Source organism: Arthrobacter sp. AZCC_0090 (assembly GCF_014207375.1).
Lineage (GTDB): Bacteria > Actinomycetota > Actinomycetes > Actinomycetales > Micrococcaceae > Arthrobacter.
Genome location: NZ_JACHEE010000001.1, coordinates 469,208 through 490,367, shown reverse-complemented (window position 1 = coordinate 490,367; position 21,160 = coordinate 469,208). Strand labels below are relative to the sequence as shown.

The 21,160-nt window shown below is 64.3% G+C and carries 21 protein-coding genes; 5 read left to right on the top strand and 16 right to left on the bottom strand.

Annotated elements, in window-relative coordinates; translation table 11 throughout:
* Window positions 1–150: 150 nt before the first annotated feature.
* The 3 genes from HNP00_RS02325 to trxB all read right to left on the bottom strand — a co-directional run bounded on the left by HNP00_RS02325 (window position 151) and on the right by trxB (window position 3,827).
* Complete coding sequence (locus HNP00_RS02325; protein ID WP_184735459.1) at window positions 151–1,398, bottom strand: APC family permease; 1,248 nt, start codon at window positions 1,396–1,398, stop codon at window positions 151–153.
* An 87-nt stretch (window positions 1,399–1,485) separates the two neighbouring features.
* Window positions 1,486–2,736 (bottom strand): Nramp family divalent metal transporter, encoded by a 1,251-nt coding sequence (locus HNP00_RS02320; protein WP_184735457.1) that lies wholly within the window; start codon window positions 2,734–2,736, stop codon window positions 1,486–1,488.
* Window positions 2,737–2,849: 113 nt separating this feature from the next.
* Entirely contained in the window at window positions 2,850–3,827 is a 978-nt protein-coding gene (gene trxB / locus HNP00_RS02315) for a thioredoxin-disulfide reductase (RefSeq protein WP_184735456.1), read from the bottom strand.
* A 66-nt stretch (window positions 3,828–3,893) separates the two neighbouring features.
* On the opposite strand from trxB, the gene HNP00_RS02310 reads away from it, so the two are divergent.
* Window positions 3,894–4,412, top strand: a complete 519-nt coding sequence (locus tag HNP00_RS02310; protein WP_260404711.1) for a GNAT family N-acetyltransferase — start codon at window positions 3,894–3,896, stop codon at window positions 4,410–4,412.
* A 28-nt stretch (window positions 4,413–4,440) separates the two neighbouring features.
* Here the strand turns inward: HNP00_RS02310 and HNP00_RS02305 are convergent, their stop codons facing one another.
* From HNP00_RS02305 to HNP00_RS22885, 4 genes are all read right to left on the bottom strand, one after another.
* Entirely contained in the window at window positions 4,441–5,037 is a 597-nt protein-coding gene (locus HNP00_RS02305) for a TMEM175 family protein (RefSeq protein WP_184735454.1), read from the bottom strand.
* Between the two features lie 159 nt (window positions 5,038–5,196).
* A complete protein-coding gene (locus HNP00_RS02300) occupies window positions 5,197–6,240 on the bottom strand; it encodes an NAD(P)-dependent alcohol dehydrogenase (protein WP_184735452.1) in 1,044 nt (347 codons plus the stop codon).
* On the bottom strand, window positions 6,228–7,319 hold the full coding sequence (locus HNP00_RS22890; protein ID WP_221451120.1) for a CehA/McbA family metallohydrolase: 1,092 nt from the start codon (window positions 7,317–7,319) through the stop codon (window positions 6,228–6,230). The genes HNP00_RS02300 and HNP00_RS22890 overlap by 13 nt, the downstream gene beginning before the upstream one ends.
* Complete coding sequence (locus HNP00_RS22885; RefSeq protein ID WP_221451056.1) at window positions 7,238–8,068, bottom strand: hypothetical protein; 831 nt, start codon at window positions 8,066–8,068, stop codon at window positions 7,238–7,240. Before HNP00_RS22885 ends, HNP00_RS22890 begins: the two co-directional genes overlap by 82 nt.
* A gap of 62 nt (window positions 8,069–8,130) precedes the next feature.
* Here HNP00_RS22885 and HNP00_RS02290 point away from each other — a divergent pair, with 62 nt between their 5' ends.
* A complete protein-coding gene (locus HNP00_RS02290) occupies window positions 8,131–8,391 on the top strand; it encodes a hypothetical protein (protein WP_184735450.1) in 261 nt (86 codons plus the stop codon).
* Window positions 8,392–8,465: 74 nt separating this feature from the next.
* Here HNP00_RS02290 and HNP00_RS02285 read toward each other — a convergent pair whose 3' ends face one another.
* The 4 genes from HNP00_RS02285 to HNP00_RS02270 all read right to left on the bottom strand — a co-directional run bounded on the left by HNP00_RS02285 (window position 8,466) and on the right by HNP00_RS02270 (window position 10,941).
* Window positions 8,466–9,071, bottom strand: coding sequence for a DUF305 domain-containing protein (locus HNP00_RS02285; protein WP_184735448.1), 606 nt, complete (start codon window positions 9,069–9,071; stop codon window positions 8,466–8,468).
* Window positions 9,072–9,205: 134 nt separating this feature from the next.
* On the bottom strand, window positions 9,206–9,667 hold the full coding sequence (locus tag HNP00_RS02280) for a hypothetical protein (protein WP_184735446.1): 462 nt from the start codon (window positions 9,665–9,667) through the stop codon (window positions 9,206–9,208).
* Between the two features lie 112 nt (window positions 9,668–9,779).
* Window positions 9,780–10,613 (bottom strand): slipin family protein, encoded by an 834-nt coding sequence (locus HNP00_RS02275; RefSeq protein WP_184735444.1) that lies wholly within the window; start codon window positions 10,611–10,613, stop codon window positions 9,780–9,782.
* A gap of 142 nt (window positions 10,614–10,755) precedes the next feature.
* The gene (locus HNP00_RS02270) at window positions 10,756–10,941 is read right to left on the bottom strand and encodes a hypothetical protein (protein WP_184735442.1); all 186 of its coding nucleotides are present in this window, start codon (window positions 10,939–10,941) and stop codon (window positions 10,756–10,758) included.
* A 98-nt stretch (window positions 10,942–11,039) separates the two neighbouring features.
* On the opposite strand from HNP00_RS02270, the gene hrpB reads away from it, so the two are divergent.
* From hrpB to HNP00_RS02255, 3 genes are all read left to right on the top strand, one after another.
* The gene (gene hrpB / locus HNP00_RS02265) at window positions 11,040–13,745 is read left to right on the top strand and encodes an ATP-dependent helicase HrpB (protein WP_311770471.1); all 2,706 of its coding nucleotides are present in this window, start codon (window positions 11,040–11,042) and stop codon (window positions 13,743–13,745) included.
* Between the two features lie 69 nt (window positions 13,746–13,814).
* Window positions 13,815–14,567, top strand: coding sequence for a M50 family metallopeptidase (locus tag HNP00_RS02260; protein ID WP_260404733.1), 753 nt, complete (start codon window positions 13,815–13,817; stop codon window positions 14,565–14,567).
* A 116-nt stretch (window positions 14,568–14,683) separates the two neighbouring features.
* Window positions 14,684–16,861 carry an elongation factor G-like protein EF-G2 gene (locus HNP00_RS02255; protein ID WP_184735438.1) on the top strand — a complete coding sequence of 726 codons (2,178 nt, stop codon included), beginning with the start codon at window positions 14,684–14,686 and terminating at the stop codon, window positions 16,859–16,861.
* A gap of 33 nt (window positions 16,862–16,894) precedes the next feature.
* On the opposite strand, the gene HNP00_RS02250 is transcribed toward HNP00_RS02255, so the two are convergent.
* The 5 genes from HNP00_RS02250 to HNP00_RS02230 all read right to left on the bottom strand — a co-directional run bounded on the left by HNP00_RS02250 (window position 16,895) and on the right by HNP00_RS02230 (window position 21,135).
* Window positions 16,895–17,560 (bottom strand): alpha/beta family hydrolase, encoded by a 666-nt coding sequence (locus HNP00_RS02250; RefSeq protein ID WP_184735435.1) that lies wholly within the window; start codon window positions 17,558–17,560, stop codon window positions 16,895–16,897.
* Between the two features lie 2 nt (window positions 17,561–17,562).
* The gene (locus HNP00_RS02245) at window positions 17,563–18,183 is read right to left on the bottom strand and encodes an L-threonylcarbamoyladenylate synthase (RefSeq protein WP_184735433.1); all 621 of its coding nucleotides are present in this window, start codon (window positions 18,181–18,183) and stop codon (window positions 17,563–17,565) included.
* 27 nt (window positions 18,184–18,210) lie between these two features.
* The gene (locus HNP00_RS02240) at window positions 18,211–19,011 is read right to left on the bottom strand and encodes an ABC transporter permease (protein ID WP_184735656.1); all 801 of its coding nucleotides are present in this window, start codon (window positions 19,009–19,011) and stop codon (window positions 18,211–18,213) included.
* 61 nt (window positions 19,012–19,072) lie between these two features.
* Window positions 19,073–20,050 (bottom strand): ABC transporter ATP-binding protein, encoded by a 978-nt coding sequence (locus HNP00_RS02235; protein WP_311770470.1) that lies wholly within the window; start codon window positions 20,048–20,050, stop codon window positions 19,073–19,075.
* Window positions 20,047–21,135 (bottom strand): DUF2092 domain-containing protein, encoded by a 1,089-nt coding sequence (locus HNP00_RS02230; protein WP_184735431.1) that lies wholly within the window; start codon window positions 21,133–21,135, stop codon window positions 20,047–20,049. The genes HNP00_RS02235 and HNP00_RS02230 overlap by 4 nt, the downstream gene beginning before the upstream one ends.
* Window positions 21,136–21,160: the final 25 nt, after the last annotated feature.

Here is a 21,160-nt window from a genome sequence, read left to right as displayed (position 1 = left end):
CCGCCGTCCACCCCTGATTCGGGTTTTGTCAGAGCTTTGCCGTCGGCCGGTTCTGATCTGGCCTACGGCCAAAATCCTCCCTGACCAGCCGGGAGACTTGCTGATTCAGGTACCGGCAGTGCCTCCCTTGCAGGCTGGAAGGCCAGGACCCTATCGATTCAGCCTGACCAGGCGCAGGCCGATGCCTATTGCGAACATGAGGACCCCCAGTCCAGCCGATAGCGGAGGGAGCGTAGCCACCAGAATCACGCAGGCCAAGGCCCCGAACACTTGGAGTGCTTTGGGATAGCGGCGGTCTGCGGCCGGCTGGGTGAACGCGGCAATGTTGGCAACCAAATAGTAGATGAGGACGCCGAACGAGGAGAAGCCGATCGCATTGCGCACATCGGCGACGGCGACAATCAGGCAGATCACTGCGGCCAGCGCGACTTCCGCCCTATGCGGGACGCGATAGCGCGGATGGACGGCGGCGAGCCAATGCGGCAGATCATGGTGCCGGGCCATGGCCAGGGTGGTCCGACCCAATCCGGCGATGAGTGCCAGCAAGGCGCCCAGGGAGGCGACGGCGGCTCCCACGCGGACCACGGGGACGGCCCAAGACAAGGTCCCGTTTCCGACAGCGGCGTCGAGCGGTGTTGGTGTGCCTGCCACGCCGTCCGGACCGAGGGCCGCAAGAAGGGTCATCGCAATGACAGCGTAGAGGATGACTGTGATGCCCAACGCGATCCCGATTGCGCGCGGGATCGAGCGTAGGGGGTCGCGGACTTCCTCCCCCATGGTCGCGATCCTCGCGTAGCCGGCGAACGCGAAGAACAGCAACCCTGCGGATTGGAGGATCCCGTACCAGCCATGTGCCAGCAAACCGTCCCCGGAGATGTTGGCTGGCGAGGGAGCAGAGCCGCCCCAGCAGGCTGCCACGGCAATGGCGAGAGCCGCCAGCACTCCGAGAACCAGGATGCGGGTCAGGACGGCCGTGCGCGTCACCCCGTGATAGTTCACGGCGGCGAGGACGACGACGGCGGCGATCGCCACGGGCCGTTCCCACCCCGCTGGGGCGGCATAGGCAGCGAAGGTCATTGCCATGGCCGCGGCACTGGCGGTTTTACCGATCACGAAGCCCCATCCGGCGAGGTATCCGGACCATGGTCCGAGCCGTTCGCGACCGTAAATGTAGGTTCCGCCCGATGTGGGATATGCGGCGGCGAGCTGGGCGGAAGACGTCGCGTTGCAGAATGCCACGGCGGCCGCGACGACTAGCCCGATCAGCAGTCCTGATCCTGCGGCGGACGCGGCCGGGGTGAAGGCTGCGAACACGCCGGCGCCAATCATGGAGCCCAGCCCGATCACCACCGCGTCAAAGGTACCCAGCCGACGGGCCAGGGCCGGGGTGTTGCTCATGGGGGTTCTCCTTCAGCGCTCAGACCCAGCCTAAGTCCGGGGGGTCCTCTCCGAAGTGCGTGGCGTGTTCGGGGCTGCCTGGAGCGCCTAGGACTTCCCTGTGATTGTCAGGACGATGAGGACACAGTTGAGGCCGACAATGAGTGCCGCGCTGGTCCACCCTGCAATCTTCAATGCCGTTGAATCCGTGTGGATGCCCATGACCTCGCGCTTTCCCGTGAGCCGGATCAACGGAATCAAGGCGAAAGGAATGCCGAAGCTGAGCAGGACCTGGCTCAAGACGAGTGCCAAGGTGGGTTCTATTCCTGCTCCGAGAATGATCAAGGCCGGGATCAATGTGACCACACGGCGGATCAGGAGTGGCACACGGATCTTGAGGAGGCCGCCCATGACCGTTGCTCCTGCGTAGCATCCAACGGACGTTGAGGCCAGGCCCGAGGCCAGCAGGCCGACGCCGAAGGCTACGCCGATAATTGGACCAAGTGCCGAAGTGACTGCGGCATGTGCCCCTGCGATGGTGTCCGTACCTTCGACTCCCCGCAGGCTGGAGGCGGCCAGAAGGAGCATGGCAATGTTCACAACCCCGGCCAGCATCAATGCGCCTGCGACATCCACCCGGGTTGCCCTGATGAGTTTTGTCCGCACCGCCGGATCTTCCGAGAAGCCGTGCCTGTCACGGGCTAGGGCCGAATGCAGGTAGATGGCGTGCGGCATGACGGTGGCGCCGAGCATGCTTGCAGCGAGGAGAACGGTGTCCGTGCCTTCGAAACGCGGCACCAATCCTGCCAAGACGCCTCCGGTCTCCGGCGGACTGACGAAAAGCCCCGAAACGAAACCGACCGCGATGACTGCCAAAAGCATCATGATGGCATATTCGAAGGATTTTTGGCCCCGCGATGATTGCAGCGCCAGGAGCATCATGGATGCCAGCCCGATAATGATCCCGCCCATGAGGAGCGGCAGTCCAAAGAGGAGGTTGAGGGCGACGGCTCCACCGATGACTTCAGCCATGTCTGTGGCCCCGGCAACGACTTCTGCCTGGACCCAATACAGCCTGCGGCGGTGTGTTCCCAATCGCTTTCCGAGAAGTTCGGGAAGGCTGTGGCCCGTGGCGAGGCCGAGTTTCGCCGACTGGTATTGCACCAGGACAGCCATGATGTTTGCCGCAACCAAGACCCAGACGAGCAAATAGCCGTAGTTCGCCCCTGCGGTCAGATTTGCCGCGACGTTTCCCGGATCCACGTAGGCGATCGCCGCGACGAAAGCCGGCCCCAACAAAAGGAGCCGGGACCGCCACCGGGGCTTGCTCTCCGGTTGCACCGCAATAGTGGTAGCCATGGGTTCCTCAACATCGGGGATACGAACATGTTGAGGATACCGTTAAGTTAGGCATACCGAAAAGTAGTTTTTAGGGGTGGCTTGATAAATGCTCTCTGCCCAGCAGGGTGAGTTCAGGTGTGGGTAGGTTCTTCGACCAAAGCGGTGGCGATGCTGTCAGCATCCTCCAGTGCGGCGAGGTACCGCTCGGCATCCAAGGCGGCGGCGCAGCCTGTGCCCGCGGCCGTGATGGCTTGGCGGTAGCGGTGGTCTACTGCGTCACCGCACGCGAAGACTCCGGAGAGATTGGTCACGGTGGTAGGGGACTCAACCTTGATGTAGCCCTCGGCGTCGAGATCTAACTGACCGGCAACAAGGTCCGTCCGTGGGACATGTCCAATGGCGACGAATATGCCCGTTGCTGCATGTTCGCGCGTTTTACCGGTGCGTGTGTCTGTCAGGGTCACGCCCGTGACCTTGGCGTCACCGTGGATGGCGGTGATGGCCGAGTTCCACGCGAAGCGGATTTTCGGATTGTCTTTGGCCCGCTGGGCCATGATCCGTGAGGCTCGGAGCTCCTCCCTGCGGACCACCACCGTGACAGTCTTCGCGAACCGGGTCAGGAACGTTGCTTCTTCCATGGCCGAGTCGCCGCCGCCCACTACGACAATCTCCTGCTCGCGGAAGAAGAAGCCATCGCAGGTGGCACACCAAGAGACGCCGTGCCCGCTGAGCTTCTTCTCCTCCGGTAAGCCGAGTTCCTTGTAGGCGGAGCCGGTCGCGAGGATCACGGCCGGTGCCTTGGGGGTATCGCCTGTCCCGGTGACCACCCGCTTGAGGTGCCCGGCCAGCTCGACTTCAGTGACGTCGTCGAACACTATCTTGGCGCCGAACCGCTCGGCCTGCTCCTGCAGTCCTTCCATCAGTTCGGGGCCTTGGACGCCGGCGGGGAAGCCGGGGAAATTCTCCACCTCGGTCGTGTTCATCAGCGCGCCGCCGGCGGTGACTGATCCGGCCAGCACCAAGGGGTTCAATCCGGCGCGAGCCGCGTAAATTGCCGCGGTGTAACCGGCAGGGCCGGATCCGATGATGATCAGCTGCTCTTTGCTCATAGACAAGTGCAACAAGGACGAGGACTTCAATCAAGGGCTCGCCAATCCAAAGTGCATAATGGGTGAATGTTTAGCGAAGCTGGAGCCGTCCTGGTCCGGCCCATGAGTCCTGAAGATTGGCCCGAGGTCCGTGCGATTTTTGCCGAGGGTATTGAGACCGGGCAGGCCACCTTTGAAGCAGCTGTTCCCGAGTGGGAACAATTCAATGCGAGCCGCCTCCCGGATCACCGCTTCGTTGCCGAAGTCTCCGGTCACGTGTTGGGGTGGACGGCCGTTTCCGCGGTGTCGGCGCGCCAGGCTTATGCCGGCGTCGTCGAACACTCCGTCTATGTGGCCGAGTCTGCGCGCGGACGGGGCGTCGGAAGCCTGCTCTTGCAGGCGCTGGCCGCGTCCACGGAAGAAAATGGTATCTGGACCATCCAATCCAGCATTTTCCCCGAAAACCAGGCGAGCATCCGCCTTCACCAAGCGAACGGCTTCACTATCGTTGGCCGACGCGAACGCATTGCACGCATGAGTGCCGGTCCGCTGGCTGGCCAGTGGCGCGACACCCTTCTGTTGGAGCGCCGCTCACGGAAGGTCTGAAGTGCTTCCTGGCTGACTCTGGCTCGCGCTACCCCAGGCGTTCCTGGTGTGCGCGGGTGACAAAGCGCTCCACCCGTCGGTCGGGAACGAGCCAGATCAGCGCTACCACAGTGTACGCAGCGACTGCCAGCAGGGGCCCAGCGAAGCAGAGGCCAAGACCTGTAAGATAGATGAGGGGGGACGTCTTCCCCTTCCAGTCCCGGCCTACCGCCTGGGCGAGCGCACCTTGCCGCCCTTGCTGACGAATCAATGCCTGCTGCAGGACGTAGTAGGCAATCGCAGCGCAGAGGAGGTTGAACCCGTAGGCCAGCACAGGGACCTCCGCAAAGCCCGATTCATCCATCCAGCGCGTGCTGAACGGGAAGAGCGAGAGCCAGAACAAAAGGTGAAGATTTGCCCATAGGATAGCGCCGTTGACCCGGTTGGCCAGCTGGATCATGTGATGGTGGTTGTTCCAGTAGATCCCCACGTAGACGAAGCTGAGCAGGTAGCTGAGGAATGTCGGGATGACGCTGAGAAGGCCATTCCACGTCGGTTCCGGAGGAACGCGCAGTTCAAGCACCATGATGGTGATGATGATGGCTAGGACGCCGTCGCTGAATGCCTCAAGCCGGTTCTTGTTCATAGTGTTGCCTTCATGGGGACATCATCGTTGGTGCGGAGTCTTGCCGCCAAGGGAGCCACGCCGACAGCAGAACGTCCCCGCGGGACGCAAGCCCGCGGCCGGAGCCACTGTGCAAGCGCCCCGCAGGGACTTTTGGTGGTGTACTCCACTCGTTCCCGTCTAGCCCAGTGTGGACGTATCGATGACGAAGCGGTACCGCACGTCGGACGCGAGCACGCGCTCGTAGGCGTCGTTGATCTTGTCTGCCGGAATGACCTCGATTTCGGCACCAAGTCCATGTTCGGCGCAGAAGTCGAGCATTTCCTGGGTCTCACGGATGCCGCCGATCGCAGATCCGGCGAAGGATCGCCGTCCGGTGATGAGCGAGAACACGTTGACAGGGAGCGGCTCTGCCGGTGCGCCCACGTTTACCAGGGCGCCGTCGAGGCTCAGTAACTGAAGGTAGGAGCTGATGTCGATCGGGGCGCTGACGGTGTTGATGATCAGGTCGAAAGTTCCCGCGAGCTCTTCAAACGTCACAGGGTCGCTCGTGGCGAAGTAGTGGTCTGCGCCCAAGCGCAGGCCGTCTTCCATCTTCTTCAGCGACTGGGACAGCACCGTGACTTCGGCGCCCATGGCGTGCGCCAGCTTGACGGCCATATGGCCTAGCCCGCCGAGTCCGACGACGGCGACCCTCTTACCGGGAGCGGCACCCCAGTGCCGAAGCGGCGAATAGGTGGTGATGCCTGCGCACAGCAGGGGAGCGGCGGCGTCGAGCGCTATTCCTTCGGGGATCCGTACGACGAAGTCCTCGGCCACGACGACGTGGGTGGAGTATCCGCCCTGGGTGATGGTGCCATCGCGGTCGACGGCGCCGTAGGTCCCGGTCATGCCTTTCAGGCAATACTGCTCCTCGCCCTTGCGGCAGTTTTCGCATTCGCCGCAGGAGTTGACCATGCAGCCCACGCCTACCCTGTCGCCGACTTTATGCCGGGTGACTTCGGGGCCGATTTCAGTGACAATTCCGGCGATTTCGTGGCCGGGGGCTAGCGGGTAGGACTGTGGTCCCCAGTCGCCGCGGACTGTGTGGATGTCTGAATGGCAGATGCCTGCGTACTTGATCTCGATCAGCACGTCGTGGGCGCCGACATCGCGGCGCTCAAGGGTGGTCGGGATGAGGGCTTCGCTCGCGGACGGGGCGGCGTAAGCGTTCACGGTAAGCATGTTTCTCCTGTTGGTGGACGGAGGATTGGCACTATCCATCCAACAGGAGATTTCCGAGGTGAGGGAGTCCCTGCTGGTAGGGGTACTGGCAGGGCCTCCCTCACCGGACCAGTTAGCTGGCGCCGAGGAAAATCGGGTTGGTCAACGCTGCCATGGGGCCGAGCGGGAGGTTCGTTCCCATCTCGGTACCGCTGCCCGAGGTGCCGTCGGGTCTTTGGATGCCGGACCTCGACGCGCACGTACGCCGCGAGCTGCGGGGTAGTGAGCCACGTGCTCGTTCCCTGGCCCCCTGCGGGAAGCGTGACCTGCTGGGTTTGCCCTTCATCCGTGATGAAGCGAACGACACCGTTCGGCACGCCGGCGATCTTCGCCGTCACCGTGACGGGAGCGTCTGCCGCGACGTTGAGACGATCACCGACCGTCGCGCTCTTGCCTCCGGATGTCACCGTGAAGTCCACCGAGACGTCAGCCGACTCGGCGATCCAGTTCCGGCCGTTGCGGATGCCGTCCAGCAGGGCATCGCGGGACAAAGACGTGGCGTTGACCACGTTGTGGGGGAAGCCGATGACCTGCGGGAAGCTGTGGGCGTCGCTGTTGCCCATGGCTGGGAGCCAGCGGCCACCTGTCCTCGCGGAGTGGGCAAGCATCGAATCCCACGTGTTGACAGAGGACTCGTCGTCCACGGTCCATGGGCCCGTCCACACTTCAACCGCATCGGCGTCGTCATACCCGAACTTCCAGCGGCAGGCCACGTACGGGCAGTACGGGTGCGCCGGGACAACAATCCCGCCGGAGGCGTGGATCCGCTGGGCTTCCTTCTCGAATCCCTTGTCGCGGGCCCGGTAGCGCCAGTCGATCCACTCGCCGGGTTCCAAGCCGAGCGCGAGGTAGTGGCCGTTGCGCGTGGTGACTTCCTCACCCGTGAGGATGAGCAGGTCGTTGCCCGCGAGCGGTCCCCAGACGCCGTGCGACGCCGGGGTGTTGTGGTCCGTCGAGATCATGAAGTCGAGACGCGCGGCGCGGGCGCCCGCTGCCACCTCTTCGGGGGTGCGCTTTCCATCGGAGTAGACCGTGTGCAGGTGCGCATCGCCGCGGTACCAGGCTGCGCCGCGGCCGGCGATCTGCTGCGGCGGGTACTGGGCTTGAAAGGCGTCCCGTCCGGTCCATACTCGAGCGTGACGTTCACGGTGTAGTCAAGGCCCTGTTCGGCCACCTGGTACGGTCCGAGGACAACGTTCCAGCTTCCCTTTCCTACGGGTCCAGGCAGGTAACCGGGTGTCGTCTCGCCGGCGCTGATGCTGAATTCGGTGCGGAAACCGCCCGACCAGCCGCGGAAGCCCTTGCCGGCGAGGTCAGTTCCCTTCTCATCGAAGATTCCGATGTCGCAGGCGTTCCCGAGAAGTCCAGAGGGCACTTGGGGCTTGCTGTAGGTGTAGGATACGCTGATTTTATTGACGCCCGCGGGCACCTCGATCGGCAAATACACGAAGTCTGCGGCACCCGGGTCCAGATGGCCGGTGATCGTCTTGGTCTTGCTGGTCCCGGTAGCGGCTGCCGCGAACGAAACCGGCGCGAGAGTCAAAGCTGCGCCCGTCAGTGCGGCGGCCAGAAAGCCGCGCCGGGTAGAGGAGAAAGAGACATTGTCGCCCGAGTGGGCTTTGCATGGTGAAGTCACTCCCTCGATGTTGCCGACAGCTACTGAACAGTAAGCGACGGAACCAAGAACGCCGCATGAAACCACCAGTCCGGGCAAGTGGTGTCCAGTCAGTGGGCTGGTCCTGATTTGGCCCTTGCCACGCACGATGCCCGGGCTTACTGTTCTTGGCATGCACCTACGGCTGGGGCGACGGCGCGGACCTTTCCTACGGACCGAAAAGGACGGTGTTTTAGATGTGCGATATTCCGGGTTTGATCAGTCGCCTGGAGGCCCAGGACCTCGCTAGATTGCGGGAGCTCGGCAGCGAACAGCCTTTGGAACCACAGCTGATAGCTGCCATAGACTCCGCGGCTGGCGGCCCAGGGGAAGGCCGTGGTTATTACGTGGTCAATGGTTCCCTGTACCCGGTCGAAGCCAGGGACTACCACCTCCGGGAAGACGTGGCGGAAGCTGTCTTCGCAGCGGACGACTCTTCCGTAGACGTTACGGCCTGACCAGCACGGATACTGTTACTCCAGCCGAGGGCACCGGTCCACGCCGGGAAGCCCAGGTGGACCGGTGCACTTGACTAGAGGGTTCCCAGGAGTTCGTTCATTTCCTTGATCTCGGCCTCCTGTGCCGAGACGATGTCCTTGCCCAGTTTCAGTGCGTCAGTGTTCTTGCCGTCATTGCTTTCCTTCTGTGCCATGACCACGGCCCCCTGGTGATGGGCGATCATCTGGGTCAGGAACAGTCTGGCTGCTTCGAGGCCTTGGGAAGCCATGAGCGTCTTCATGTCATCGTCACCCATCATTCCGTCCATCATGTGTTCGCCGGACATCTCAGCGGGCTCGTTCCAGTCTTTGAGCCAGCCCCTCATCTTCTCGATCTCCGGTCCTTGGGCTGCTTTGATCCTCCCAGCGAGTGCATTCACCGGTGCCGGGATATCCTTCTTCGCGAGCACCATGTCGCTCATCTGAACGGCCTGGGCATGGTGGGGGATCATCATCCGGGCGAACGCCGCGTCCACAGCATTGTGCTCTCCGGTAATGCCCACCGCCGAACCGGACGACGACGCCGGCACGCTTCCGTGGTTCATTCCTGGCATGTTGCTACTTCCGCTTCCGGCAGAGCAGCCAGCTAGGCCGATGGCGGTGGCAAGGGCAGCGGCCGTCATGGTCAAGGTTTTCTTCATGGTTTTGGGGTCCTTCAATCAATCAGCCGCACAGAGGTCCGGCTGGGTGGAACGCGCGCGGCAGGTCCACGTGGGTGGCGCGTCAGGGTGAAGTCGTGTGCAACAGGCCGAGCGGCTCGATGCGGCTGCGCGTTTTACGTGCGGCTGATGCAGAGATCGCCCGGGGAAGGACTACCCGGACGGTGCGAATAGCCGGCTATAGGAGCGCCTGCCTCGGCGGTGCCCTCATTTGCGTATGGCGGAACGCCAGGTAAAGGTGCCGCGAGCGAGTTATGGCTCGGGGCAGGCACACAGACGGCGCTCATGGCCGACATCGTGGTACAGGCGCCCGAGCTTGTGCAATGCGATGCGGGCAGCTGAGCGGATTGCCGAATGGATGCGCCTGCCGGCGGCGATGGATCGCCGGGTAGCACAGCGTGGCCACCGTGGGTGCCGGGTTCCTGGGCGTTGATCCCAATAGCGATGGGGTCGTGCATGCTGTGGCTGCCGCCCATCACGTGCATCCCGAGGATTCCAGCGATGATCGACAAGAGCGCGGCAAGCAGGCCAATACGGCCGAGGAAGGCGGTGGCGCGGCCCCGTAGGGGGTCGGTCATTGTCTTCCTCCTTCTACGGTTGGTGCCCGGCTCTCAGGCTGTACCGGACGTTGTATTCGTCATCTTATTTTCGCCGTACCACCGGTTCAACGAGCGCAGTCGCCGTTCAGTTTCACCCCGCCGCCATAGTCCGTCTTGTCACAGTCGTCCTCTGCGGCTGCGCGGCTTTTGCCGCGGCGGCTTCGCGGGCAAGGAATGCTCCAAGCTCGCCGATCGTGCTCATCAACGGCGCCGGGAAGACCACAGTGGTGTTCTTGTCCACGCCAATCTCCACCATGGACTGCAGGTTGCGCAACTGCAGGGCCAAAGGGTGGGCCATCATGGTGTCGGAGGCCTGGCCCAGCGCCGCGGCGGCCAGGGACTCGCCTTCGGCGGCGATGATCTTTGCGCGCTTTTCACGCTCGGCCTCGGCTTGGCGGGCCATGGCGCGCTTCATGCTGTCCGGCAGCTGGATGTCCTTGAGTTCCACCAGGGTCACCTCGACACCCCATTCCAAGGTCAGTCCATCCAGGATCTGACGGATGTTGGCATTGATGACATCCGTTTCTGCGAGTGTCTCGTCGAGCGTGTGCTGACCCACCACCTTGCGCAGCGTTGTCTGTGCGATTTGGTCAATCGCGGAGTAGACATTTTCGATGGCAAGGACGGACTTGATGGCGTCCACCACCCGGAAGTAGGCAACAGCGGAAATGTCCAGGCTCACGTTGTCCCGCGTGATGATGCCCTGTGACTGGATGGGCATGGTGACGATCCGCAGCGAGACTTTCCTGAGCCGGTCGACGAACGGAATAATGATCACAAGCCCGGGGGTCCTGAGGCCCTGGATCCTGCCGAGTCTCAACAGGACGCCACGCTCGTACTGGGTGACGATGTGGATGGCCATCGAAAACCAGATGACCAACAAGACAATGAGCACAATGAGAAGAGTGATGGAGTCCGCCGTCATTTGCCTTCGGCTCCGTTCCTGAGCGCTGATGTATTCATGGCGGTGATACTTCGGGGAGTCGCAGTGCAGCTGAAACGGGAGCCGAGATGCCGCCGGAATGAAAGGAACGCCCCGTCCGGGACATTCCTTTCACTTTCTTGGGCTAGACCCTTTCGCGGGTCCGGTCGATAACCGGTTCCGGATCGTTGGTGAACTCACGGTGGCGGCGTGGGAAGGCCCAGAACATGAAGTCCTTTACGTCGACCTTGGGCTCAGGACGTTCCTCGGGTTCCTTCGTTTCATCTTTCCTGGTGTCCCGACCGAATTCCTTGTAGTACCCGTAGCACATCACTGACCTCCTTCTAGCGATTGCCCTTTAATCGTCCTCCCGATTCGGCAAGCAGTCCACCTTTCTGGCTCGGTACCGCATGTATGCACAATGGAGGGGTGAATTCCCCTCTCGTCCCGCGGAACGCCGCGCTCGCATGCCGCCTCTTTGACCTGGACGCGATCGGGGCAGGACTCGTTTTCACGGACTCGTTGGGGGCGCTCGCCGAAGCGCTCGGCGCAAGCGGAGCGGCCGGAACCGCCGTCGTGCAAGCGCCTCCAGGGACCGGAAAGACCACGCTCGTTCCGCCCCTGCTTGCCAACATCGCGACTGGCTCCGTCAACGGGAAAGAACACCCCCGAGTGGTGGTGACCCAACCACGACGGGTCGCCGCTCGCTCGGCCGCACGACGCCTCGCCGCCCTCGACGGTAGCAGCCTGGGGGACCGCGTCGGATACACGGTTCGCGGAGAAAACAAGACAAGTCCGGGGACCCTCATCGAATTCGTCACCCCGGGAATCCTCCTGCGGCGGCTGCTCGGGGATCCAGGGATTGAGGGCATCAATGCTGTGATCCTCGACGAGGTCCACGAACGCGGCCTGGAGACAGACCTGCTGCTCGGAATGCTCATCGAGGTCCGTGAGTTGCGCGAAGACCTCACACTTGTGGCGATGTCGGCAACCTTGGACGCGCCACGGTTCGCCGAGCTGATTGGGGGCGCCCCTGCCGGTGGAGACGCATTCGGAGAGCACGACGGCGGCGGGCCGGCTCCCGTCGTCGACTGCCCTTCGGCGCTGCACCCCTTGAAGGTGGACTGGGCGCCAGCGGCTGTGCCGCGCTTCGATGCTCGCGGAGTCGCCCGCGCTTTCCTGGACTATGTGGCGGACACGGCGGCAGCGTCGTACGCCGAAGCGCTCGCAACTGATCCGGGCATCGACGCCCTCGTGTTCGTCCCGGGTGCCTGGGAGGTTTCCTACGTCGCGTCACGTCTGCGCGGCCTCCTTGCTGCGGACCTATCGGACGCGGAGGTGCTGGAGCTTCACGGACAGGCAAGCCCGGCAGAACAAGACCGGGCAGTCTCCGGGCGGGAACCCGGCGGACCACCCCGAATCATCGTTTCGACAGCATTGGCGGAGTCCTCCCTGACAGTTCCGGGAGTGCGGCTGGTCGTCGACGCAGGGCTATCCCGCGAGTTGCGGCGCGACTCCACCCGCGGCATGTCCGGCTTGGTCACTGTCTCCTGCTCGCGCGCGTCCGCCGATCAGCGTGCCGGACGTGCGGCCCGCCAGGGGCCAGGACGCGTGGTCCGCTGCTACGAGCAAAAAGCGTATGGTGGCGCACCTGCCCACCCCACACCGGAAATCGCGGCCGCGGACCTGACGGGCGCCGCACTAGTCCTGGCCTGTTGGGGATCGCCAGGTGGCCGGGGCCTGGCCCTTCCAGACGCGCCGCCCCAAGCAGCGATGGATGATGCGGTGGAAGTGCTCCGGGAACTCGGCGCGATTTCCCCGGACGGACTCGCCACGGACGTGGGAAAGACCCTCGCAAGGATTCCCGCCGATCCGCGCCTGGCCCGCGCACTGCTCGATGGCGCCCCTATCGTCGGGCACCGCGCGGCGGCGGAGGCCGTTGCCCTCGTTGCTGGAGACCATCGTGCCCCTGCAGCTGATCTGGCGCGCCTCTTGGCCTCCCTACGGTCAGGCAAGGACCCCGCGGCCGGACGTTGGGCAGAGGATGTCCGACGCTTGGACGCGATCGCACGCCAGGAGAGCTCCGGCGTCGTACTTTCCCTGCCCGCACCGCCGAGTCTGTCTTCCCGGGCGCGCCCTGCGGAAGCGCTCGGGTTCGTCGTCGCGCTCGCGTTCCCGGACCGAGTGGCGCGCCGCGTTCCGGGCGCAGGCCCTGAGCGCTACCTGTTGACTTCCGGGACCCGCGCCGGGCTACCGGCGGGCAGTCCGTTGGCCGGCCAGGATTGGCTCGCAGTGGCCGAAGTGTCCCGCGGGGAGGGCCGGGATGCGGCAGGGACCGGCGCCGTCATCCGCTCCGCCGCGCCCCTCATGGCGGATTCGGCCGAAGCTGCCGCCAGCCATCTCCTGAGCGACACCGTGGAAGCAGAATTCACTCAGGGCCGAGTCACGGCGCGGCAGGAACGGCGACTGGGGGCGATCGCGCTTTCGTCGACACCAGTGCGGCCTTCCGTGGAAGACGGTCGCGCTGCCGTAGCCCGCGCCCTGGCGAAGGACGGCTTGGGGACTATCGGATGGTCGACGGCGGCGGACACCCTGCGCCGACGCCTGGCCCTGCTGCACCGGGAATTGGGTGCGCCTTGGCCGGACGTTTCCGAGCAGGCGTTGCTGGACCAGCTGGACAAGTGGCTGGCGCCGGAGCTCGAAGCGTTGGCCGGAGGGGCTGCGACGAGCGGGATTGGCCTGGCCGAGCCGTTAACGCGGTTGTTCCCGTGGCCCGAGGCGGCCCATCTTGGTGACTTAGTGCCGGAATGGCTTGAGGTGCCGAGCGGTTCGAAGGTGAGAATCGACTATCCGGACGTGGCGGACGACGGCGGCCGGCCGGTTGTGGCGGTCAAACTACAGGAATGCTTCGGCTGGGCCGAGACGCCCCGCTTGATTGGCGGGCGGATACCGGTGCTGTTCCACCTGCTTTCCCCGGGAAGGCGACCGCTGGCTGTGACCGATGACCTGGCTTCCTTTTGGAACGGCCCTTATGCCCAGGTCCGCTCGGAGATGCGCGGACGCTATCCGAAGCATCCTTGGCCCGAAGACCCTTGGACGGCGCCAGCAACGGCCAAGACCAAACGCAGGATGTGACTTCGGCTCCCCGCCCGTTCCAGCAGACTGAAAGGCGCTCACAGGCTTCTTCTTTAGGATGCCACTGTGATGAACATGGAATTGCGTCCCGCTGACCTGGCCAACGACTGGTGGCAGGCCGTCCTGCGGGGATTCACCACGGCAGAGGTCCCGAACCTGGCGACCCCTGTTGTGCTGGGCATCCTGGCCGCTGCCGTCATACTGAGTATCCCGCGGGCCACGTGGCGGTGGTTTGGCCTTTATGTGACCTTCGTGCATGAACTGGGACACGCGTTCGCTGCCCTCATGACAGGTCGCATTGTTCACGGCCTCAAGCTTGGGCTCGACCATTCCGGACAACTCCTCAGCAGCGGGCGCGGCAAGTTTGGAGCGACCTGGTCCGGGTTTTGGGGATATCCGAGTCCCGCTGTGGTGGGTGTGGCGCTCATCTGGTCTGTGTCGGCTGGGCGGTCAGGAGCGGCCATGTCCATTGGGGCGTTGGTGCTGCTGGCCGCGCTGATCTTCCTGCGGAACTTCACCGGAATCTTCGTTGCGCTCCTTAGCGCCGCGATTGCCCAACTGCTTGTCATGTTCGCCAATGCCTCGACGGTCAGCCACGTGGTGTTGGGACTCGGCATAGCCTTGGAAGTCGGCGCGGTGCGGGACTGGTTCAAGGTTGCATCGGTCCACACCCGGCGCCGGGACCGGCTGGCGTCCTCCGACGCCTACATCCTGGCCCGTTCAACCGGGGTGCCGTCCTCGCTGTGGCTCGTGGCGTTCGCGGTAGTCATTGCCGCAAGCGCAGCCTTTTCCGTGCGCGTGGTGTGGGGCATGCTCTCCTAGCGCGTGCGGGGTTTCGGCGCCGTGAGTTGGCTTTCCTCTTGCCGTCCGCCGGTCCAGGGTGTGGAATCGGTTAGCAAGGGACGCGGGGGATTCGGCTTCTACTCCAGGAGGTGCTCATGTCGGTGAAAGGCTCAGGCAGTGCGACGAAGGCGGCGAACCGGACCAACCCCGATCTTCGGCGCGCAGACGCTTCTTCGGCTCCAGCCGATCGGCCCGAAAACATCCGCAACGTTGTCTTGATTGGCCGCTCGGGCGCCGGAAAGACGATGCTGCTCGAGTCGCTTCTCTATGCCGCCGGCGTCGTATCCCGCATGGGTTCGATCGTCGAAGGCACCACCGTGAGTGACTCGGAAGCTACAGCTGTCCACCAGCAACGATCCATCGGACTCTCGGCAGCGCCCCTGGTGTTCGACGACGTCAAAGTGAACCTCCTCGATACCCCGGGCTACGCCGATTTCATGGGCGAGCTGCGTGCGGGACTGCGTGCGGCGGATGCCGCGTTGTTCGTCGTGTCGGCCGTTGACGGCGTCGACGCAGGGACCACCGCTCTGTGGAGCGAATGCGAGCGGGTCGGCATGCCCCGGGCAGTGGTGATCAGCCGGCTTGATCATCCACGGGCGAACTACGATGCCGTCCTCGCCGAATGCCGCAGATCCTTCGGTGATTCGGTCCTGCCTCTTCACTTGCCGGTCCGCAAAGGTGACACCGTCTCGGGATTGCTCGGGCTTCTTTCGGGCTCAGTGTCGGAGTACACCTCAGGGGATCCGCGCCCCGCAGTGCGTCCCGCGACGGCAGAGGAACTAGGTGGCTCGGACGGTTCCCGCGGTGAGCTTATCGAGGGCATCATCTCCGAGAGCGAGGACGAGACGTTGATGGACCGGTACCTCGGCGGCGAGGAGGTCCCCCTCAGTACCCTCGTGGAGGACTTGGAGACCGCAATCGTCCGTGGAACGTTCTTCCCGGTGCTGGCAACGTCCTCAGTGACCGGTGTCGGCACGGCAGAGCTGCTGGAGGTTCTGACCCGGGCATTTCCGTCGCCGACTGAACGGAGCCTGCCTTCGGTTACTGACTTGGGTGGGACACCCATGGAACCTCTGACGTGCGATCCGTATGGCCCTCTCCTTGGCGAAGTGGTACGGACCACCGTTGACTCGTTCCTGGGGCGCGTGTGCCTTGTCCGGCTTTTCTCGGGGACGCTTCGCGAGGACTCCGCCGTGCACGTGGGCGGGCACGGCCTGGCCGAACGGGGCCATCCAGACCACGACAGCGACGAACGGATCACCCATCTTTACTCCCCGTTGGGGTCCAGCCTCCGGCCGGTGCCGTTCGCGGTGGCCGGGGACATTTGTGCGCTGGCGAAGGTAGCGAGCGCCGAGACGGGAGACACCGTTTCCGCTCGGGAGGCTCCGTTGCTCGTGGAGACCTGGGACATGCCGGAACCTCTCATGCCTGTGGCAATCGAAGCGGCCTCGCATGGCGACGAGGACGCATTGTCCAAGAGCCTGGCCAAGGTCGCGGCAGGTGATCCGACCCTGAGGGTGGAGCGCAACGCTGAAACCCATCAGCTGGTCTTGTGGTGCATGGGAGAAGCGCACGCGGAGGCAGTCCTGGACCGCTTGCGGGAGCAGGGGGTGAAGCTGCAAACGGTCGACGTCATCACCCCGCTCAGGGAGACCTTCGCCGCCCAGGCTGCCGGCCATGGCCGCTATGTCAAGCAATCGGGTGGCCACGGACAATACGCGATTTGCGATATTGAAGTGGAACCCCTTGAACGCGGGGCGGGTTTCGAATTCGTCGACAGGATTGTCGGCGGAGTCATCCCCGGGACTTATGTCGTTTCGGTCGAGAAAGGCGTCCGGGCCCAGATGAACAAAGGGGTGCGCGCAGGCTTCCCGGTGGTCGACATCAGGGTGACCCTGGTGGGCGGCAAGACGCACAGTGTCGATTCCTCGGACGCGGCTTTCCAGGCCGCAGGCGCGTTGGCATTGCGGGAGGCCGCTGCGGCAAGCAGCATTCAACTCCTGGAACCGATTTCGGCCGTCACCGTCCTTGTTGCAGACGAACACGTAGGCGCCGTCATGAGCGATTTGTCTTCCCGCCGTGGACGAGTCACCGGAACCACGTCCGTGGCCGGAGAAAGTACTGAAATCAGCGCCGAGGTCCCGGAACAGGAATTGCTGCGCTACGCGATCGTGCTGCGCGGTTTGACCGCCGGCAGCGGTCGTTTCCGGCGCGAGTACCTGCGGCACGAGCCGTTGCCGCCTGGCATTGCCGTCGCCGCGCCGAAGGGCTAGTAGACGGCGAAGGCTTGGCAACAGGCGGCCCGTTCAACCATTCCCGCGAAGGAATGCCGACACCGGGGCCGCCAATGAGGCACCGACATCCGCCGCGCTCTTTTTGACTCCCACGCGATTGAAGGAATGGTCGCCGCCGTCCCACCATTCGATGGTGGCGGTCGGGCCAATCCGGGACGCCACGCCTTCCAGCAGCTCGGGCGTCGCGAAGGTATCCCGGGTGCCCTGCAGGAAGAGCATCGGCATGGTGAGCCCATAGAGGTGCTCGTCACGGAGCTTCTCCGGCTTCCCCGGCGGGTGTAGGGGGTAGCCGAGATAGACGAGTCCAGCCGCGGGCATTCCCTCAGCGACTGCCATCGATGCCATGCGGCCACCGAAGGACTTGCCGGCCGCCCACAGCGGCTCACCCTCCGAACGGGACGCCGCCACCTCCATGACGGCCCGCCATGCCGCGATCGCCGCGGGCGGCCGGTCGGGGAATCTCTTACCGGCTTCGCGGTAAGGGAAGTTGAAGCGCAACGTGGCGACGCCGTCGTCGTTCAATGCGCGCGCGAGGCCGCCCAGGAAGGGATGCTCCATGCCCGCTCCGGCGCCGTGGGCGAGCGCGAGCGTCGCGAACGGTTTGTCAGGCCGGCCGTAGATGCCGGAGATCGGTGCGCCATCGACGTCGATGGTGATACGGGATTCGGAGACTGACATGCTCACTCGAAACGGGAGGGATCGCCGGTGCCGCGCCGGACGACTTCCGCTGTGCCGCTGGAGAAGTCCACCACCGTTGTGGGCTCCGCTCCGGTGTCCCCGGAGTCGATCACGGCATCCACCAAATTGTCCAAGCGCTCCTTGATTTCCCAACCTTGGGTCAATGGCTCCTCCTCGCCGGGCAGCAACAAGGTGCTGGAGAGGAGTGGCTCACCCAGTTCGGCCAGCAAGGCCTGGACGAAGTTATGGTCTGGAATGCGCACGCCCACCGTCTTCTTCTTGGGGTGCAGGAGGCGGCGCGGCACTTCCTTGGTACCAGGCAGGATGAACGTGTAGCTCCCTGGCGTGACGGCTTTGATGCTTCGGAACACATCGTTGTCGATCATGACGAACTGGCCGAGCTGGGCGAAGTCCTTGCAGACCAAGGTGAAATGGTGTTTGCCGTCGAGCTGCCGGATCGAGCGTATCCGGTCGAGGGCTTCCCTGTTTCCAATTTGCGCGCCGAGTGCGTAGCAGGAATCAGTGGGGTAGGCGATCAGCCCGCCGGACTGGAGGATATTCACCACCTGGGCAATTGCGCGTGGTTGGGGGTCCTGCGGGTGAACATCGAAGAATCTTGCCATGCCACGAGCTTACGGGCAGGCCGTACTTCAGGACAGGACATCCTTGCTCGTGAACTTGCCATAGGCCAAGGCCCCCGCCGCAAGTATGTAGCCCGCTTGCAGCAGGGCATTGTCCCCGAAGCTTGCCCATGAGATGGGCTGGCGCAGGAGATCCGCGAAGCCCAACCAGTAATGGCTGAACAACCACGGATGCAGCCACTCCAGTTGCGGGAGGTTGTCTGCCACTTGCGACACGACGGACAGCACAATGGTTGCTGCCATGGCTCCGACAGGCACGTCCGTAAAGGTGGAAATTGCCAGCCCGATCGCGGACAGTCCTAGCAGCGAGACGGCAATGTAGGCAGCAATCAGCAAGGATCGCAGCACGGATTCGCCGACGCCGATAGTGTCGCCCGAGAGCAGCGTGACGGGGCCCACGGGGAAGAGTACGACGCCGGCCAGCGCACCGGCAGCGGCCACCGTCAGGGTCGCTGCCAAGCAGAACACGGCGGCGGCCGTGTATTTGATCAGCAAGAGGCGGACGCGCCCAGCGGGCGCGACGAGCAAGTACCTGAGCGTACCCAGGTTCGCTTCTCCGGCAATCGTGTCGCCTGCCACCACCCCGATGGTGAGGGGCAGGAACAAGGGTACGGAGACGATCAACGCCGTCACGCCAACGAACAGCCCGTTCTGGGTGATCCGGTCCAGGAAGGGTGGCCCCCGGCCCGGAGCCACGGGATGCGAGCTCAGTTTGACAGCCGCTGCAATGAGGAGGGGAATGGCGGCGAGCGCCAGCAACATGGCCCAGGTGCGGAGCCGCCTGAACAACACCGAGAGCTCCGAGGCCATGAGGGACCACGAGTTTGATGGCCCGACCCTGGGCGGTCCGGTCAAGGGTCCGGTTCCCTGTTCAGCCAGCAATGTCGAAGCCCTCTCCGGTGAGGGAGACGAAGCGCTCCTCCAGGCTGGCGTTCTCCACCCCAAAGCCCCGGACCCTGACGCCGTCCGCGACGAGGGCCGCGACGATCGCCTCGGGAGCCACATCGTGCCCCGGCGAACCGGTACTGACCAGGCTCTGGCCATCCGAGCCGTGTGAAGCAGCTGACAGCTCCGACTGCAAGCCCAGCCGGGACAAGACGCGCACAGCTGCTTCGATATCAGGGGTGTGGAGCCGGATGGTGGCCGTCCCTGCGGCCCGGAGTTCATGGAGGGTTCCTTGAGCGACGAGCTTGCCCACGCTCATGACGCCAACGTGGGTGCACATCTGCTCCACTTCGGCGAGGAGGTGGCTGGAAACAAACACCGTGGTGCCTCCGGCGGCGAGGGAGCGCACGAGGCTCCGCACTTCCCTGGTGCCTTGTGGATCCAAGCCGTTGGTGGGTTCATCCAAGACGAGCAGTTCCCTCGGACGCAGGAGGGCATGTGCAATGCCCAAGCGCTGCTTCATCCCGAGGGAGTAGGCGCGGACCTTCTTGCCCGCCGCGTGGGACAACCCCACCCGCTCAAGGGCTTCGTCGACCCGTGCAGCCCGGGTCGACGGGGAGGCATGCAGGTCGGCGCTGTCCAGTCGCCGAAGGTTCGCGGCACCGGACAGGAACGGGTAGAAAGCCGGCCCCTCCACCAAGGAGCCGACGTGAGGTAGAACGGCTGCCAGTTGGCGTGGCATTTCGCCGCCTAGAACCCGGATGTGGCCGTTCGTGGCGGCTGCCAAGCCAAGCAGCAACCGGATGGTGGTGGTCTTCCCGGAGCCGTTGGGGCCGAGGAAGCCGAAAACTGAGCCGCGGGGAACTGCCAGATCGATTCCGTCGACGGCGGCCCGGTGGCGGAAACGCTTACTGAGTCCCCGTGTTTCTATCGCCAGATCGGCTGGCGGGGATACCTCCGTCACTGTGTGGCGGCTGCAGCTTGCAGCCGCTCAAGTGGCACCATTCCCGCGAAGACGCGGCCGTCGTCGAGCATCAGGACCGTCACCAGGCTGGTAGTCAGCGCGCGGCCGCCGGGCACTGCCTGGGTGAGCTGGGCCATCAACGGAGTAGTCCGGACATCAGCGGGCACCGTGCCTGCAGGCAATCCGATCACTGCGTCCCAGCCAGTGCCAATGATCGTGGGCCGGCCAGTTTCCTTTTTCGCGGGGGATGTCGGGCCGGTCTTACCCGGCAGGGCATGCAGTTGCGGAGCTGCCTTCTGCTCCACAGCGGCACCGCGGGGTGGAGTGAAACTGAACAGACCGGCGTCGGGCGCGGACAGGTTCACGTCAGTGAAGGCGAGCGAAAAGGCCGCTGCGGCCTGGCCCCGTGCCTGCACATCGACGCCGAGCGGCAGACCGGACGCGGAATCAACGGCAATCGTCACGGAGTCGACCAGCGTTCCGGTACTGCGTGGCTTGATCACCAACTGGTAGGCCGTGCGGCCGGCCACCGTGGTTCCATCGCCCACCGTCACTTCCGTACTGGGCTCGACGGCGGCGAGGAAGTGTTGCGCGACGACGTCAGGTGTGGCCATTCCTGGGGTTGGTGTCGCACGCGGGGCCAGGCTGCCCGTCCTGGGCGGCGTAGGCAACGTCACATGCGCCGCGCTGTTGTCGGCCGAGTTGTAGAGCCAGAGATCGTTGCCATTGCGGACGAGTTCGCGCTCGGCGAGCATGTCCATCACCTGGAACCTGGCCTTGGAGGGGCCGTCCAGGTAGACCCTGGCCGTGTGCGAACCGCTCAAGAGTTCGATCACGGAAGCCGGGCCCTGAGTTGCGGCAGGTCCGGTGGTGGGGAGCTGGGGGAGTCCCAGCTCGGAATTTTGTTGAAGCGTACCGGACAAGGCTCGGACTTCGGAGCGCCCGATCATGGCGATGACTTCCGCGGCCGTCTTGTGCGGCAGGCTCGTCGCAGCTCCCGCCTGGTAAGAACCAGCCAGAGCTGCCGCAGCAAGGGCTACCGGAACCATCGCGGCCGGCAACCAACGCAACCAGGTGCGAGTCATGGCAACCTCGCGAACCATCCGCCAT

What these genes read in the sequence shown, in the direction of transcription:
- HNP00_RS02320 (WP_184735457.1), bottom strand. Translation starts at nt 2,736, where the DNA reads ATGGCTACCACTATTGCGGTGCAACCGGAGAGCAAGCCCCGGTGGCGG.
- HNP00_RS02255 (WP_184735438.1), top strand. Translation starts at nt 14,684, where the DNA reads ATGTCGGTGAAAGGCTCAGGCAGTGCGACGAAGGCGGCGAACCGGACC.
- HNP00_RS02290 (WP_184735450.1), top strand. Translation starts at nt 8,131, where the DNA reads ATGTGCGATATTCCGGGTTTGATCAGTCGCCTGGAGGCCCAGGACCTC.
- HNP00_RS02270 (WP_184735442.1), bottom strand. Translation starts at nt 10,941, where the DNA reads ATGTGCTACGGGTACTACAAGGAATTCGGTCGGGACACCAGGAAAGAT.
- HNP00_RS02280 (WP_184735446.1), bottom strand. Translation starts at nt 9,667, where the DNA reads ATGACCGACCCCCTACGGGGCCGCGCCACCGCCTTCCTCGGCCGTATT.
- HNP00_RS02250 (WP_184735435.1), bottom strand. Translation starts at nt 17,560, where the DNA reads ATGTCAGTCTCCGAATCCCGTATCACCATCGACGTCGATGGCGCACCG.
- HNP00_RS02275 (WP_184735444.1), bottom strand. Translation starts at nt 10,613, where the DNA reads ATGACGGCGGACTCCATCACTCTTCTCATTGTGCTCATTGTCTTGTTG.
- HNP00_RS02260 (WP_260404733.1), top strand. Translation starts at nt 13,815, where the DNA reads ATGAACATGGAATTGCGTCCCGCTGACCTGGCCAACGACTGGTGGCAG.
- HNP00_RS02230 (WP_184735431.1), bottom strand. Translation starts at nt 21,135, where the DNA reads ATGACTCGCACCTGGTTGCGTTGGTTGCCGGCCGCGATGGTTCCGGTA.
- HNP00_RS02325 (WP_184735459.1), bottom strand. Translation starts at nt 1,398, where the DNA reads ATGAGCAACACCCCGGCCCTGGCCCGTCGGCTGGGTACCTTTGACGCG.
- HNP00_RS02310 (WP_260404711.1), top strand. Translation starts at nt 3,894, where the DNA reads ATGTTTAGCGAAGCTGGAGCCGTCCTGGTCCGGCCCATGAGTCCTGAA.
- HNP00_RS02240 (WP_184735656.1), bottom strand. Translation starts at nt 19,011, where the DNA reads ATGGCCTCGGAGCTCTCGGTGTTGTTCAGGCGGCTCCGCACCTGGGCC.
- HNP00_RS02305 (WP_184735454.1), bottom strand. Translation starts at nt 5,037, where the DNA reads ATGAACAAGAACCGGCTTGAGGCATTCAGCGACGGCGTCCTAGCCATC.
- HNP00_RS02300 (WP_184735452.1), bottom strand. Translation starts at nt 6,240, where the DNA reads ATGCTTACCGTGAACGCTTACGCCGCCCCGTCCGCGAGCGAAGCCCTC.
- trxB (WP_184735456.1), bottom strand. Translation starts at nt 3,827, where the DNA reads ATGAGCAAAGAGCAGCTGATCATCATCGGATCCGGCCCTGCCGGTTAC.
- HNP00_RS02285 (WP_184735448.1), bottom strand. Translation starts at nt 9,071, where the DNA reads ATGAAGAAAACCTTGACCATGACGGCCGCTGCCCTTGCCACCGCCATC.
- HNP00_RS02245 (WP_184735433.1), bottom strand. Translation starts at nt 18,183, where the DNA reads ATGGCAAGATTCTTCGATGTTCACCCGCAGGACCCCCAACCACGCGCA.
- HNP00_RS22885 (WP_221451056.1), bottom strand. Translation starts at nt 8,068, where the DNA reads ATGCCAAGAACAGTAAGCCCGGGCATCGTGCGTGGCAAGGGCCAAATC.